This is a genomic window from Ilumatobacter sp. (assembly GCF_046290335.1).
Lineage (GTDB): Bacteria > Actinomycetota > Acidimicrobiia > Acidimicrobiales > Ilumatobacteraceae > Ilumatobacter_A.
Genome location: NZ_JBKAGH010000001.1, coordinates 649,694 through 664,420, shown reverse-complemented (window position 1 = coordinate 664,420; position 14,727 = coordinate 649,694). Strand labels below are relative to the sequence as shown.

General features: G+C 67.3%; 13 protein-coding genes. 12 read left to right on the top strand and 1 reads right to left on the bottom strand.

The features are described from left to right. Positions 1 to 20: 20 nt before the first annotated feature. Positions 21 to 1,016 (bottom strand): AAA family ATPase, encoded by a 996-nt coding sequence (locus tag ACE37B_RS03045; protein WP_409921804.1) that lies wholly within the window; start codon positions 1,014 to 1,016, stop codon positions 21 to 23. Between the two features lie 88 nt (positions 1,017 to 1,104). Here ACE37B_RS03045 and ACE37B_RS03040 point away from each other — a divergent pair, with 88 nt between their 5' ends. The 12 genes from ACE37B_RS03040 (at position 1,105) to ACE37B_RS02985 (ending at position 14,722) form a co-directional block, all read left to right on the top strand. After that, positions 1,105 to 1,986 carry an ROK family protein gene (locus ACE37B_RS03040; RefSeq protein ID WP_409921803.1) on the top strand — a complete coding sequence of 294 codons (882 nt, stop codon included), beginning with the start codon at positions 1,105 to 1,107 and terminating at the stop codon, positions 1,984 to 1,986. An 85-nt stretch (positions 1,987 to 2,071) separates the two neighbouring features. After that, on the top strand, positions 2,072 to 3,292 hold the full coding sequence (locus tag ACE37B_RS03035) for an acyl-CoA dehydrogenase family protein (RefSeq protein WP_409921802.1): 1,221 nt from the start codon (positions 2,072 to 2,074) through the stop codon (positions 3,290 to 3,292). Between the two features lie 300 nt (positions 3,293 to 3,592). Continuing rightward, on the top strand, positions 3,593 to 4,090 hold the full coding sequence (locus ACE37B_RS03030; protein WP_409921801.1) for an HNH endonuclease: 498 nt from the start codon (positions 3,593 to 3,595) through the stop codon (positions 4,088 to 4,090). A 282-nt stretch (positions 4,091 to 4,372) separates the two neighbouring features. Next, the gene (locus ACE37B_RS03025) at positions 4,373 to 4,807 is read left to right on the top strand and encodes a division/cell wall cluster transcriptional repressor MraZ (RefSeq protein WP_409921800.1); all 435 of its coding nucleotides are present in this window, start codon (positions 4,373 to 4,375) and stop codon (positions 4,805 to 4,807) included. After that, positions 4,804 to 5,781 carry a 16S rRNA (cytosine(1402)-N(4))-methyltransferase RsmH gene (rsmH, locus tag ACE37B_RS03020; RefSeq protein ID WP_409921799.1) on the top strand — a complete coding sequence of 326 codons (978 nt, stop codon included), beginning with the start codon at positions 4,804 to 4,806 and terminating at the stop codon, positions 5,779 to 5,781. Before ACE37B_RS03025 ends, rsmH begins: the two co-directional genes overlap by 4 nt. Then, positions 5,781 to 6,269 (top strand): hypothetical protein, encoded by a 489-nt coding sequence (locus ACE37B_RS03015; RefSeq protein WP_409921798.1) that lies wholly within the window; start codon positions 5,781 to 5,783, stop codon positions 6,267 to 6,269. Before rsmH ends, ACE37B_RS03015 begins: the two co-directional genes overlap by 1 nt. 278 nt (positions 6,270 to 6,547) lie before the next feature. Then, entirely contained in the window at positions 6,548 to 8,212 is a 1,665-nt protein-coding gene (locus tag ACE37B_RS03010; protein ID WP_409921797.1) for a peptidoglycan D,D-transpeptidase FtsI family protein, read from the top strand. 166 nt (positions 8,213 to 8,378) lie between these two features. Beyond that, positions 8,379 to 9,797 (top strand): UDP-N-acetylmuramoyl-L-alanyl-D-glutamate--2,6-diaminopimelate ligase, encoded by a 1,419-nt coding sequence (locus tag ACE37B_RS03005; protein ID WP_409922884.1) that lies wholly within the window; start codon positions 8,379 to 8,381, stop codon positions 9,795 to 9,797. Then, complete coding sequence (mraY, locus tag ACE37B_RS03000; protein ID WP_409921796.1) at positions 9,794 to 10,849, top strand: phospho-N-acetylmuramoyl-pentapeptide-transferase; 1,056 nt, start codon at positions 9,794 to 9,796, stop codon at positions 10,847 to 10,849. The genes ACE37B_RS03005 and mraY overlap by 4 nt, the downstream gene beginning before the upstream one ends. After that, positions 10,846 to 12,291, top strand: coding sequence for a UDP-N-acetylmuramoyl-L-alanine--D-glutamate ligase (gene murD, locus ACE37B_RS02995; RefSeq protein WP_409921795.1), 1,446 nt, complete (start codon positions 10,846 to 10,848; stop codon positions 12,289 to 12,291). Before mraY ends, murD begins: the two co-directional genes overlap by 4 nt. Before the next feature lie 2 nt (positions 12,292 to 12,293). After that, a complete protein-coding gene (locus ACE37B_RS02990) occupies positions 12,294 to 13,559 on the top strand; it encodes an FtsW/RodA/SpoVE family cell cycle protein (protein ID WP_409921794.1) in 1,266 nt (421 codons plus the stop codon). Between the two features lie 8 nt (positions 13,560 to 13,567). Then, complete coding sequence (locus ACE37B_RS02985; protein ID WP_409921793.1) at positions 13,568 to 14,722, top strand: UDP-N-acetylglucosamine--N-acetylmuramyl-(pentapeptide) pyrophosphoryl-undecaprenol N-acetylglucosamine transferase; 1,155 nt, start codon at positions 13,568 to 13,570, stop codon at positions 14,720 to 14,722. Positions 14,723 to 14,727 lie beyond the last annotated feature (5 nt).

The following is a 14,727-nucleotide window of genomic DNA, read 5'->3' as shown; positions in this document are numbered from 1 at the left end:
GCAGCTCATGAGACGGGCGTTCAGCGGGCGACCGGCACGGGCACGGCCTGGAACACCTCGCGGATCGCGTCCTCGGCTTGGAGTTGGGAACCGCCATCGGTGCGAACCACGATGCGGTGGGCGAGCGCGGCGACGCCGACCGCCTTGACGTCGTCGGGCGTGGCGTAGTTCCGGCCGCGTGCGGCGGCGTGAGCTCGCGCCGCCGATGCGAGCTGGAGCGTCGCTCGCGGTGACAGACCGAGCTCGATACCGGGATGGCGTCGGCTGGCCTCGGAGAGGTCGACGAGGTAGGACTTGAGCGCGCTGGCCATGTAGACGGCCTTGACGGCGTCGATCATGCCGATCACCTCGGCGGCCGACACGACGGGCGAGAGGCGACGAATCGCATCGGCCGAGCCCTGGTCGTCGAGCATCTGGATCTCGGCGGTGCGACCGGGGTATCCGATCGAGATGCGAAGCAGGAAGCGGTCGAGCTGGCTCTCCGGGAGCCGATAGGTGCCTTCCTGCTCGACGGGGTTCTGGGTCGCGATCACCATGAATGGCAGGTCGAGTCGGCGGCTCACGCCGTCCGCGGTGACCTGGCGTTCTTCCATCGCTTCGAGGAGCGCTGACTGGGTCTTCGGCGACGCTCGGTTGATCTCGTCGGCCAACACGATGTTCGCGAACAACGGCCCCGGTTCGAAGCGGAACGTCTCGGTCGAGCGCTGGTAGATGCTCACGCCGACCAGGTCGGTGGGCAGGAGATCGGGGGTGAACTGCACGCGTCGCCACGTGCAGTCGACCGACGCCGACAACGCCTTGGCCAGGCTGGTCTTTCCGACACCGGGTACGTCTTCGACGAGGAGGTGGCCCTCGGCGAGGAGACAGATCACCGCGAGTTCGATCGTGTCGGGCTTGCCGTGGATGACCTGGGAGATGTTGCCGGTGATGCTGTCGAACAGGTCGGCGAAGCTGCGTCCTGCCAGGTTGCCGACCGAGTCTGCTGTCGTGCCACCTGCGGTGATGTCCGTCGTCACGTCCAGCAGGGTAGACGCCCCAGGTGGCGACGCGCTGTCGCCTGCGCGAACAGCGCACACCGGTTTCGATCGGCGTATCGTGCTCCGGATGTCCACGTCGCCACCGGTGCTCGCCATCGCGATCGAGCCGGGTCGGCTCGCCGCCGGCCTCGTCGACCAGCGTGGCTCGGTCCTCGTGCGCGATCGCGTCGCCATGCCGACGCGCGATGTCTGGCGGTCGCTCGAGCGACTCGTGCGGCGTGTGCTCGCCGCGACTCCTGAGTCCGTACCGCCATTCATGGCGGTCGGCGTGAGTTGCGTCGGGCCGATCGACGTCCGTTCTGGTGCGGTGTCACCGCCGCATGTCGCATCGTGGCGACAGTTCCCGCTGAGCGAACACCTCGAGGCGCTCACCGATCGCCAGGTCATCCTCGACACCGCTGGCGGTGCAGCCGTCGAAGCCGAGCGGTGGCTCGGTGAGGCCAAGACCACGCCGAGCTTCATGTCGATCGTCATCGATGCCGTTGTCGATTCGGCGATCGTCATCGACGGCATTCGGCTTTCCGGAGCACACGGCAACGCAGGCTCGATCGCTCACACCACCGTCGACCCCGACGGACGCGAGTGTTGGTGTGGCGCCCGCGGATGCCTCGACCCGTACGTCGGAGCGATGGCGCTCGAGTCGGAGATGAGCCGTCCGCTCCGACGAGCGAACTCTTCGATCGTCGATCGCGCCGGGATCATGTTGGGGCGCGCGATCGCCTCCACGATCGCGATGGTCGACGTCGACGTCGTCTACGTCGCAGGCAGCGTCGTCGACGGATTCGGCGACGCGCTCTTGGACGCGTGCCGACGCGAGATCGGGCAGCGATCTCGGCTTCCGAATCTCGCCGGACTCCGAATCCTGGAACCCGTCGAGCACCTCTCGCCGCTGGTGCGGGCGGCCGCGCTCGCCGTCGACGGCAACGCTGCGAATCTGCCGGTGGGCTGATCCGCCGAGCGTGCCGCTCTGTCAGGATCCGCCGAGCGTGCCGCTCTTTGCGGTCCGCGCCCGGTCTGGTTGGTACCGTGTCGCCATGCAGCCGACGTACACCGCAGAAGCCGAGGCCTACCGCGAAAAGGTCCAGGCCTTTCTCGCCGAGAAGCTCCCCTCCAACTGGCAGGGCACCGGCGCCCTCGAAGGCGAAGAACTGGAAACGTTCGTCGCACAGTGGCGCCACACGCTCTATGAGGCCAACTATCTCGCTCCGGGCTGGCCGACCGAGTACGGCGGTGGCGGCCTGACCGCAACCGAGCAGGTGATCCTCGCCGAGGAATTCACCAAGGCCGGGGTGCCCGGCGGCGGGCCCAACGATGCGTTCAGCATCCAGATGCTCGGCAACACGCTGCTGATGTGGGGAACCGACGAGCAGAAGGCGCACTACCTTCCGCGTCTGCTCCGCGGGGACGACACCTGGTGCCAGGGCTACTCCGAGCCCGATGCCGGCTCTGACCTCGGCAACGTCGGTCTGCGCGCTGAGCTCGACGGTGACGAGTGGATTCTCAACGGCCAGAAGATCTGGACCTCGGCCGGTCATCTCGCCGATCACATCTTCACGCTGGCTCGCACGGACCCGGATGGCCCGAAGCACAAGGGCATCTCGTTCCTGCTGGTTCCGATGGACCAGCCAGGCATCGAAGTGCGGCCGATCAAGATGATCTCCGGCGACAGCGAGTTCAACGAGGTCTTCTACACCGACGCCCGTGTGCCCAAGGACAACATCGTGGGAGGCCTCAACAACGGCTGGGCGGTCGCGATGTCGCTGCTCGGTTTCGAGCGCGGCGAAGCGGCGGCAACTGCGCCGATTCGCTTCCAGGCCGAAGTCGAGCGGCTCACTGCGATGGCCAAGGAGCGCGGTCTCGCCGACGATCCGATCATCCGACAGCGTCTCGCCTGGTGCCATTCGAAGGTGCGGATCATGAGGTTCCTGGGCATGCGCGTGCTCACCCAGTTCCTCAACGGACACCACCCGGGGCCCGACGCGGCGATCGGTAAACTGTTCTGGAGCGAATACCACAAGATCGTCACCGAACTCGCCGTCGACATCATGGGAGCCGACGCGCTGTTCATCGAAGGTCGGCCCCCGTCATCGTCGTTCTCGGCGGACGATCCGGGCGCAGCGAACTCGTCGGCGTCGTGGGTGAACACGTTCCTCAACGCGCGAGCGGGAACGATCTATGCGGGGTCGAGCCAGATCCAGCGCAACATCATCGGCGAGATGATCCTCGGGCTCCCCAAAGAGCCCAAGCCGGCCTGACGTCGTCGTGATCCGGGCAGCGATCGCCGTCGCGAAGCGTCCGTCACTCTGGGCCACCGCGCTGCGCCAGATACGCCGGACCGCGCCCCCAGGGTGGTGGAAGCACCGCCCGTTTCTTCCGGTCCCGTCGGGCGAGTACCTGCGCTTTCGCCTGACCACGCAATATGGCGACCCTGAGCATGCATGGGAGCCGGCCGATGTGGTGAACTATCTGCGATGGTGTCGAGACTGGGACGCCCGCCGAGCGCGGGGCTGATAACGCGACGGAGGCCGCCGAGACGCTCTCGGTAAGGTCGTTCGATGTCCAGCGCGCTCGTTCTCAACGCCAGCTATGAGCCGCTCAGCGTCGTTTCGTCGCGTCGCGCGACGTGCCTCGTCTTGGCCGACAAGGCCGACATGTTGGAGAACGACGGCACCTTCGTGCACTCCGAGAATCTGGCGCTGGCGAACCCCTCGGTGATCCGGCTGCGCTACATGGTCAAGGTGCCCTATGTGCGCCGCGTCGCATTGTCGCGGCGGGCCGTGTTCGCTCGCGATGATCACCGGTGCCAGTACTGCGGCGACCGTGCCGACTCGATCGACCACGTGTTCCCGCGTTCTCGCGGCGGCCCGAACACGTGGGAGAACGTGGTCGCTGCGTGCCGTCCGTGCAATCTGGGCAAGCGCGATCGCACGCCCGAAGAGGCCGGCATGCGCCTGGCGCGGCCGTGCCGGCCGCCTCGAGCCACCGCGTGGGTGATGGTGGCCGTTTCGGGGATCCCCGACACGTGGCGGCAGTACCTCCCCGTCGCCTCCTGAGCTGCGCGCCGGGCGCACGCGATCCTCGCAGTTCGCTTCCATCGGCGGGCCGAGAGCTGACGCGGTATCGCTGAGCTGGGAGTTCTCTGGATCCGATCGCGGTGTTGCCGCGCCTGCAGACGCGCTGATCGGGGTGATCCCGGGTGAGAATTGGGGGGGATGTGGGGAAGATGGTTGACGATGGGGGGATTTGGGGGCAGTATTGGGCTCGTCGGGGGAGTGATCCGTTGATCTCGGCATGGCAGGTACACGGATCCATCTCTGTAGAAGGACGACCATCGCGTGTTCACCGGTGTGCACGAGCGACAGCTCGACGAACGAGGACGAGTCGCTCTGCCGACGACTTTTCGCTCGCACCTCGGTGAGTTCTGCTACCTGACCTACGGCGAAGACGCCTGCGTGAAGGTGCTCAGCGAGGCGGCCTTTCGCAAGGAAGCCGAAGCGCTGATCGACGACGTCAAGGCGGGGTCGTCGACGCGAGCTCGTCAGCGGGCCTTCGCCTCGTCGGTCGTGACCGTGGCGCCCGACAAGCAAGGACGGATCATGCTCGATCAGCGCCTGCGGGAGTACGCCGGTATCGGAGCGAACGAACCGGTCGTCGTCGTGGGCGTTCTCGACTGCATCGAAGTGTGGAACCCCGACATGTTCGCGACCGAGGAATCGGTCGGCAGGAACGAGCTGTCGGGAGCGAGCCCGAACGAAGGAGCCCGACCGTGACCACGTTCGACCACGACCCGGTGATGGTCGCCGAGATCACCGCATTGTTCAAAGACGTGCCAGCGGGCACCATCGTCGATGCGACCCTCGGCGGGGGAGGGCACAGCGCCGCCATCTTGGCGAGTCGCCCCGACCTCGACGTGCTCGGGATCGATCAGGATGCCGATGCCATCGCCGCAGCGCGCGAACGGCTCGCCGAGTTCGCCGATCGGGTTCGGACGAGCCATCGCCGTTTCGACCAGTTCGACGAGGCGCTCGCCGATCACGGCGTCACCGAGATCAGCGGCGCGCTGTTCGATCTCGGTGTGTCGTCGCCGCAGCTCGACCGTTCGGAGCGCGGTTTCTCGTATCGCAACGAGGGCCCGGTCGACATGCGGATGGACCCCACGCAGACCTGGTCGGCCGACGACGTGGTGAACGGCTACGAGGCGGCCGAGTTGGTCCGCGTGATCCGCCAGCACGGAGACGAGCGCTTCGCCAAACGCATCGCCGCAGCGATCGTCGCCGCGCGCCCGATCGAATCGACCACGCATCTCGCCGAAGTCGTCACGTCCGCCATCCCCGCTGCAGCTCGTCGAACCGGTGGCCATCCGGCCAAGCGCACGTTCCAGGCGATCCGCATCGAAGTGAACGGCGAACTCGACGTGCTCCCGGACGCGATCGATCAGGCGGTGCGCGCGACGGCGGTCGGGGGTCGTGTCGCCGTGTTGTCGTATCACTCGGGCGAGGATCGCATCGTGAAGCAGCGCTTCGCGCATGCCGCCGGCGTGTGCGACTGCCCGCACGACCTGCCGTGCGTGTGCGATGCGATCCAGACGGTCCGTCTCGTGCGCGGAATCCCGAAGCGCCCGTCGAGGGTCGAACAGGAGGCGAATCGTCGAGCCACGAGTGCCCTGTTGCGTGTCGTCGAGGCGATCGATGCCGTTCGCAAGCGTGACGGACGTCTGATTCGCGACGAGGAGGCGGACGTCTGATGGCACTTCCGCTTCGCAACGCCGGGCCAGTCCGCGAGCAGCGCACCCGACAGCGAACGGCGCTCAAGCCCGCGCTTGCGGTCATCGGCGGCCGTCGGCGGCGCTGGCCTGCGATGTTCGCCGGGATGGCGTTGTTCGTGGTGATCAGCGGCATGCTCGGCGCTGCCGTGTTCCACACACAGCTCGCTCAGCGACAGCTCGAGATCGATCGCCTCGAGCAGGGCGTCGACGACGCTCGTGAGCGCTTCGACGAACTGCGTCGCGACCGAGCAGTGCTGCGTTCACCTCAGCGGATCGCGGACGAAGCGGTCCGGTTGGGGATGGTGCGTGGCGAGACGAGCGAGTTCGCCCAGATCGACGCGGCGGCACTGGCTCGTCAGATCGCAGCCAGTGGGGCGATCGGTGAAGACATCGTCCGTGTGATCGACGACGCAGACCCGCTCGATCAGTTCCGCGACGTCAAGTCGGTGTCGGCGGGACAACCGTGACGGCCACACGCACCCACACGACGACGGCGACGCGTGCTCGCTCTGCTCGACCTGCCAACGTCTCCACGACGCGATCGCCGAGCGGTGCTCGTCGGCGGCGACCGACGCCGACGCCGCCGCGGGGCCTGACGCGCCGCACTGCGCCCCGAACGAGAGTCGAACGTCGCGACGCTGTTCGGAGTCGGATCTCCGCGCCGTCGCCGACGGTCCGCGCTCGTGACCGGCGCCATGGTCATCCGCGGCGCCGATTGGTCCTCGCGCTGCTCGTCCTCTCGTCGATGCTGGTCGCGATCGTCGTGCGCGTCGGACTTCTCCAGACTTCCGAAGCCGAGTCGTTCCGTTCCGCTGGCGCTCAGCAGTGGACCCGCACCGAGCACATCGCTGGTCAGCGAGGCACCATCTTCGATCGCCACGGCAACGAACTGTCGATGTCGATTCCCGCGGCGGCGATCTCGATCAATCCGAAGCTGCTGGAAAACGGCGCGGACACCGTCGCGTTGCTCGACGATCTCCTGGGTCTCGACGACGACAAGGTCGCCGAACTCCTCGATGAGGTCGCGTCGAAGGATCGCGGGTTCGTCTATGTCGCCCGTCAGGTCGACGACACGCTCGGCGAGCAGATCGCCTCGCTCGGGCGAGCCGGCGTCAACGTCGATCCCGAGACCATCCGGGTGATGCCAGGGGGGAGCACCGGACGCAGCGTCATCGGCCGCACCAACATCGACGGATCGGGCATCGCCGGCCTCGAGAAGCAGTACGACGGCGTCCTCACTGGTTCGGACGGTGAACTGACGAGAGAGATCGCCCCGGGAGGTCGGACGATTCCGGGGTCGGAGCAGGTCGCTGTCGAACCGGTTGCCGGCGACGACATCGTGCTGACGCTGGACCGTTCGATTCAGTTCGCCACCGAGCAGGTGATGGTCGAGCAAGTCGGAGCGATCAGCGGTCGAGGCGGTCTGGCGGTCGTGATGGACACCAAGACCGGCGAGATCTACGCGAACGTCTCGATCCGGCGCGACGAGACGACGGGCGAGCCGGTGGTGACCAGCGGCAACTTCGTCGCGGTCGACAGTTACGAGCCCGGCTCGGTGGCCAAGGTGATCACGATCGCAGCAGCGCTCAACGAGGGGGTCGTCACGCCCGACACGACCTTCGAGGTGCCGTGGCGCAAGCAGTACTACGACGACTTGCTGAAGGACGCCAGCGAACATCCGACGGAGAACATGACGGTCTCGCAGATCCTCGTCGAGTCGTCCAACATCGGCACGATCACCGTGCAAGAGCAGATGGGACGCTTCGTCCACCACGACTACATGAAGTCGTTCGGCCTCGGTGAGAAGACGGCGCTCGACTTCCCCGGGGAATCGCCGGGCGTGTTCAAGGACGCCGACGAACTGTGGGGCTCGGAGCGCGTCACCGTCGCCTACGGGCAGGGCATGTCCAGCACGCCGATCCAGATGGCGGCGGCGGTCAACGTGGTCGCCAATCGCGGGGTCTACGTCGAGCCGAAGCTGGTCCTCGCGACCGTCGGGCCCGACGGGACGACGACGCCGACGCCGCAATCACAGACGCGCCGGGTGGTCTCGGAGCTGGCCGCGGTCCAGACGACGGAGATGATGGAGCAGGTCGTGTGCCGAGGAACCGCCACGCGAGCACAGGTCGACGGGCTGTCCGTGGCCGGCAAGACCGGCACGGCGTTCAAGGCAGCTGACAACGGCACCTACTTCGACGACAACGGAGATCGCGTGTACTACTCGAGCTTCGTCGGGTTCTTCCCGGCCGAGGACCCCCAGGTCACGGTCTTGATCGCGGTCGACGAACCGCCAGCGGGTACGGGCGTGCGGTTCGGAGGCACCGCCGCGGCTCCGGTGTTCGCGGAGCTCGTCCCGACGTTGATCCACGAACTGGGTATCCAGCCGCCCGAGGGAAGTGGCGGCTGCTGACGTGGCGGTGCGATTGGCTGCTGTTGCCGACGCCCTCGGCTCGGCCGGGCACGGCTGCACACTCGTGTCGGCGCGGCACGCCGACACACGCGGCGACGCGGGTGTCGGGTCTGGTGTCGGGTCTGGTGTCGGGTCTGGTGTCGGGTCTGGTGTCGGGTCTGGTGTGATGGTGTCGTCGGCAACACACGACTCACGATCGGTGACGTCCGGATCGCTGTTCGTCTGCATGCGCGGTGCCTCGTTCGATGGCCACGACTTCGCGGAGCAGGCTGTCGCTGACGGTGCGGTCGCCTTGCTGGTCGATCACGCGCTCGACGGTGTCGCGGCCGCACAACTCGTCGTCGACGACACGCGGATCGCCGCGGGGGTGGCCGCGTCTGCCACGTTCGGATACCCGAGTCGATCGCTGACCACGATCGGAATCACCGGCACCAACGGCAAGACCACGACCGCCCAACTGGTCGCGGCGATCTTCGAGGGAGCGGGCCGTTCGACGGGTGTCGTCGGCACGTTGCACGGGCCACGGACGACACCGGAAGCTCCTGAACTGCAGGCGGTACTCGCCGGTTTCGTGGCAGCCCGTCGAGTGGCAGCGGTGATGGAGGTCTCGTCGCATGCGCTGCATCTCCACCGCGTCGACGGCACCGCGTTCGACGTCGTCGCGTTCACGAACCTCGGCCGTGACCATCTCGACCTGCACGGCACACAGGAGGCGTACTTTCGAGCCAAGGCACGCTTGTTCCAACGCGTCTTCGCTCCGATCGCGGTGATCAACGTCGACGACCCGCACGGTCGAGTGCTCGCTGACGCAGTGGCCGCACGCGACGGCGACACCGATGCCATGTCGGTCATCTCGGTCAGCATCGACGACGTGACCGAGGTCGACGTCGAGGCAAGCCGTCACCGGTATCGCTGGCGGGGACTCGATGTCCGGGTGCCGATCGGCGGCATGGTCAACGTCGCCAACTCGGTGATGGCGCTCAGCATTGCCACCGCTGCTGGAGTGAGCGAGCCTGACGCGGTCGAGGCGATCGCGTCGTTCTCACCGATCCCCGGCCGATTCGAATCGGTCGGTCGCTCGAGCCGGAACGACCAGGACGACCAGCCCGCTCCGGCGGTGGTGGTCGACTACGCACACACCCCCGATGGGCTCGAGACGCTGCTGGAATCGAGTCGGCGGCTGGTCTCGGGTGCGGGACGCGTGATCGTGGTGTTCGGATGTGGAGGCGAGCGCGATCGAGAGAAGCGGCCGCAGATGGGTGCTGTTGCCGCGCGTGTCGCCGACGTGGTGGTCGTCACCTCCGACAACCCCCGCCGGGAACCTCCGTCGGCGATCATCGATGACATCCTCGACGGGGTCGACGACCGCTACCGTGCCCGGGTCTCGTCCGAACCCGATCGGCGACGGGCGATCTCCCAGGCGATCTCCCAGGCCACCGACGCCGACATCGTCGTCATCGCGGGCAAAGGACACGAGACGACCCAAGATCTCGGCGACTCCATCATCGACTTCGACGACCGGGCCGTCGCCCGCGCCGTGCTCGACGCACGCACCGCTTCATCACCCGCAGAGGACCATACGTGATCGCCATCTTGCTCGCCGCCGCCATCTCGACGACGGTGTCATTGTTCGGAACCAAGTTCCTGATTTCGTTCTTCCAGACACGCGGCCAAGGGCAGCCGATTCTCGGCAAGGAAGACCACGGGCCGGATCACCACATGGCCAAGCAGGGCACGCCGACCATGGGCGGCATCGCGATCGTCGGTGCTGCGTTCATCGGTTGGCTCATCGCCCACCTGCGACCAGATTTCCCGTTCGCTCGACAGTCGTTGATCATGTGGGTCGGCGTGCTCTTCATGGCGGCGATGGGGTTCCTCGACGATTTCATCAAGGTGCGCAAACGCCACAACCGTGGCATCTTCTGGAAGCAGAAGAACTACATCACGATGCTCGCGAGCTTCGGGATGGCCTGGTGGCTGGTCGTGGGCACCGGTATCTCCGAGACCATCTCGATCACGCGTGCCGAGGAGTTCGGCGTCGAGGTGCCGACCGTGGTGTGGATCCTCTGGGCCGGCGGCATCATCTGGGCGACGACCAATGCCGTCAACGTCACCGACGGTCTCGACGGCCTTGCCGCTGGTTCGGCGCTCATGGGGTTCGGGGCGTTCGTGATCATCGCCTACCTGGCGTTCCGCAACGGCGACCTCTATCCGTCGGTGGTGAACCCGCTGGCGCTCGGCGTGTTCGCCGCTGCGTTCGCTGGCGGTTGTCTCGGGTTCCTCTGGTGGAACGCAGCACCGGCGCGCATCTTCATGGGAGACGTCGGGGCGCTGGCGATCGGTGCAGCTCTGGCTTTTCTCGCGCTGACCACCAACACACATCTGCTGATCCTGCTGTTGTGCGCGGTCAACGTCATGGAGGCGGGCTCGGTCGGGCTCCAGATGCTCGTGTTCAAGGCCTCCGGTCGCACACGACGACTGTTCAGGATGTCGCCGATCCACCACCATTTCGAACTGATGGGATGGCCGGAGACGACGGTCATCATCCGGTTCTGGCTGATCTCGGCGATCGCCGTCGGCCTCGCACTGGGCATCTTCATCGCCGATTTCTCGAGCCTGGCGGTGTCAGGCCTGTGAGCGACGCACCACCAGATTCGGTCGCGGCGGGCAACGTCGAGACGGCCGCGCCGCGAGCGCTCGTCTACGGCCTCGCCGTCACCGGTGTGTCGACGGCGCGAGCGCTGCTTCGGCGCGGCTACGACGTCGTCGCCGCCGACGACGCCGTGACCCCGGAGCGAGCCGCGGTCGCAGCGGAGTTGGGGATCCCGCTCCTCGACGCGCCCGACGATGCGACGCTGGCCGATCTGGTCGACGAGTGCGAGTTGGTGAGTCCGGCACCGGGCATTCCGGAGACGCACCGTGTCGTACGGATCGCACTCCAGGCGGGCGCCGACGTCGTGAGCGAGATCGAGCTGGCGTATCGGTGGGAACAACTGCGTCCTGGTGGACCGCGACCGATGCTTGCGGTGACCGGCACCGACGGCAAGACGACGACCACGTTGATGACGGTTGCGATGCTGCAGGCGGCCGGACTGTCGACGGTCGATGCGGGCAACACGGCCACGCCGCTCGTCGACGCGATCGAGGACGACCATGACGCCTTCGTCGTCGAATGCACGAGTTTTCGGCTCGCGTGGACGCCGAGTTTCCGTGCCGAGGCCGCTGCGTGGTTGAACCTCGCACCGGATCATCTCGACTGGCACCGGAACCTCGAGACGTACGAAGACGCCAAGTTCCGAATCTGGATCAACCAGCGGACGTCGGACACGGCGGTCGGCTTCGCTCGCGACGCGACGGTCATGCGCCGGATCGCCGATGCCCCTGGCAGGGTTCGCACGTTCGGCGCGGACGACGCCGACTATCGACTGGAGCGGAGAGCCGATGGCGACGTGCTCGTCGGTCCGCATGGTGACATCGTGCGACGCGACGCGATGCGACGCAGCCTCCCGCACGACGTGACCAATGCGCTCGCAGCGTCGGCGCTCGTCCTCGAGAGCGGCCTGGCCGACGAAGGTGCGATCGCCTCCGCGTTGGCGTCGTTCGTCGGGCCGCGGCACCGCCTCGAGCACGTCGGACGCTGGAACGACATCGACTGGTTCAACGACTCGAAGGCGACGACGCCGCACGCGGCGGCCGTTGCGATCGCCGGATTCGACGACCTCGTGCTCATCGCCGGCGGCAAGGACAAGGGCGTCGATCTGGCTGAGATGGCGGTCGGGGCTCACCACGTGCGTGCGGTGATCGGCATCGCCACCACGGCGCCGTCGATCGCCGAAGCGTTCGCGTCCGTACCGATCGTCGAAACCCGCGCGACGTTGACCGAGGCCGTCGACCTCGCCGCCCAGATCGCCCGACCTGGCGACACGGTGCTGCTGTCGCCCGGCTGCGCGAGTCTCGACCAATACCCATCGTTCGAGGCGCGCGGCGACGAGTTCGTCGCGCTCGTCGAACGACTCCATCGATTGCCACGCAGCGCGGCAAACGCGACCAGTGACCCGACCAGCACAGGAGCTCCGTGACCATGGCTTCGACGATCAGTGTCCGCGACCGCCGGGAGGCAGCACTCGACCGCCTCGCCGATGCTGGCGTCCGCCCGGAGCGGCGGCGACCAGCGCGGACTCGCCCGAAAGCGACTCGCCGTGACCGAACGGCGACGTCGCAGCGCATCGAGCGGCTCGGACCCCCGACCGGGACGTGGTACGGCATCGTGGCGGTCGTGGCCGTGTTCGTCATGCTCGGATTGGTGATGGTGCTGTCGGCCTCGGCTGTCACCCAGTCCAACCAGGGGAATTCGCCCTACACGGTGTTCATCCGCCAAGCGATCTGGGCGTCGATCGGGCTGGTCGGCCTCATCGTGATGGCCAAGGTGCCGTACAACTCGTGGCGGCGGCTGATCATCCCGCTCTCGGTCCTCGGCGTCGCGGCGATGTTCGGACCGTTCGCCCCAGGGATCGGCGCCAGCGTGAACGGAGCGAACGCCTGGATTCGCGTCGGCAGCTTCAGCGTGCAGCCGTCGGAGTTCCTCAAGCTCGTCGTGATCCTCGCCGTCGCGGAACTCCTGACGCGGCGCGCCGACCTCATGAACCATCGTCGCCGGACGCTCGCTCCGCTCGCGTGTATCGCCGCGGTCGGCGCCGGGCTGTGTCTGCTCCAGCGCGACCTCGGCTCGGCCATCGTGCTCGGCGCGATCGTCTTTTCGATCGCGTGGATCGCTGGCGTTCCGTTCGTGCCGATGTCGGTGATGGCGGCGGTGTCGACGGCGATCGGTCTGCTCTTCGTCGTCTCGAGCCCGATGCGTCTCGACCGGTTCACCGCCTTCCGGGACATCACGGGCAACAAGGACCACCTGTCGTGGCAGACGTACCAGAGCCTCGTGAGCATGGCATCGGGTGGTCTGGGCGGCTCGGGGATCGGCGGCAGCAAGACCAAGCTCGGCTACCTGCCCTACGCGCACAGCGACTTCATCTTCGCGATCATCGCCGACGAGCTCGGAATGATCGGAGCGGGCGCGGTGATCGGCGGATTCCTATTGCTCGTGTTCTTCGGCATCCAAACGGCGCTCGCGGCACCCGATCGATTCGGGATGCTCGTGGCAGGTGGCGTGGCCTCCTGGTTCGGTGTTCAGGCGATCGTGAACCTCGGTGGCGTCACGGGATTGATGCCCGTGACGGGGCTGACGTTGCCGTTCTTCTCGGCGGGCGGCAGTTCACTGTTCGTGTCGATGGCGGCCGCCGGTCTGTTGCTGAGCGTCGCGCGCCGCATCGGTGTCCGAACCGGGAGCAGGTGACGGCAGGCATGTCCGACACGTCGCGGACGCGCAGCGCGGCGAACGCCGCCGCGACCTTCGCCGTCGTCACCGGTGGCGGAACCTCCGGACACGTGCTTCCCGCGCTCGCTGTGGCCGATGCGCTCGTCGCCGACGGTGTCGAAGCGACCGAGGTCCACTACGTCGGGTGCGAGCGGGGGATCGAGACGCGGTTGGTTCCCGAGACCCCCTACCCGCGGACCTTTTTCGACGTGGTCGGCTTCCAACGATCGCTGACTCGTCGCAATCTGGGGTTCGTCCCGAAGATGCTGCGCGCCCGTCGAGCTGCCGTGACGCTGTTGCGTGAACTCCGGCCCGCCGTGGTCGTGTCCGTCGGTGGGTACGCGAGCATGCCGGCGGTCTTCGCTGCCAAGAAGCTGGGCATTCCGATCGTGGTCGTCTCCTACGATCGGCGGCCCGGCCGGGCGAGTCGACTCGCCGCCCGCAGCGCCGTCGCGTGCGCCGTCGCATTCGACAACTCGCCCCTCCCACGGGCGCGCATGACCGGGGCACCGGTTCGACAGGCCGTGCTCGACGTCGATCGTGAGACCGATCGCGCAGCGGCGCGCGACCGTCTCGGTATCCCGAACGATCGGTTCTTCGTCGCGGTGATGGGAGGTTCGCTCGGCTCTGGTGTGCTCAACGACGCGATCGCCGAGTACCTGACAGCGCACCGAGAAGACGTCGGCCTCGCCGTGCGCCAGGTGGCCGGTGAGCGCTTCGCGACGTCCGTCGCCCCCGTCGGCGACGGCTCGAGCGGTGTCGTGCACCAGGTCGTGGGCTACGAGCGTGACATGGTCGCCATCTATGCCGGCGCCGACCTGCTGATCGGTCGAGGCGGTGCGAGCACCGTCCACGAGGTCGCAGCGACCGGAACCCCCGCGATCCTGGTTCCGTGGGCGGGGGCGGCCGACGACCACCAGAGTGACAACGTCGCGTGGCTCAGCGAGGTCGGCGCCGCTGTGCTCGTCGACGAGGCGGCGTGCCGTGACGGCGCACTCGGCGTCGAGATCGAACGGCTCCGCGGATCCGTCGACGCTCGCCGAGCCCTCGCCGACGCGGCACGGCAGCGAGGCGAGGTGCACCGATCCGGCGCATTGGCCAGTTTGATCCGCGAGGTCGCTCTAACCTCTCGATCATCGTGAAGCGC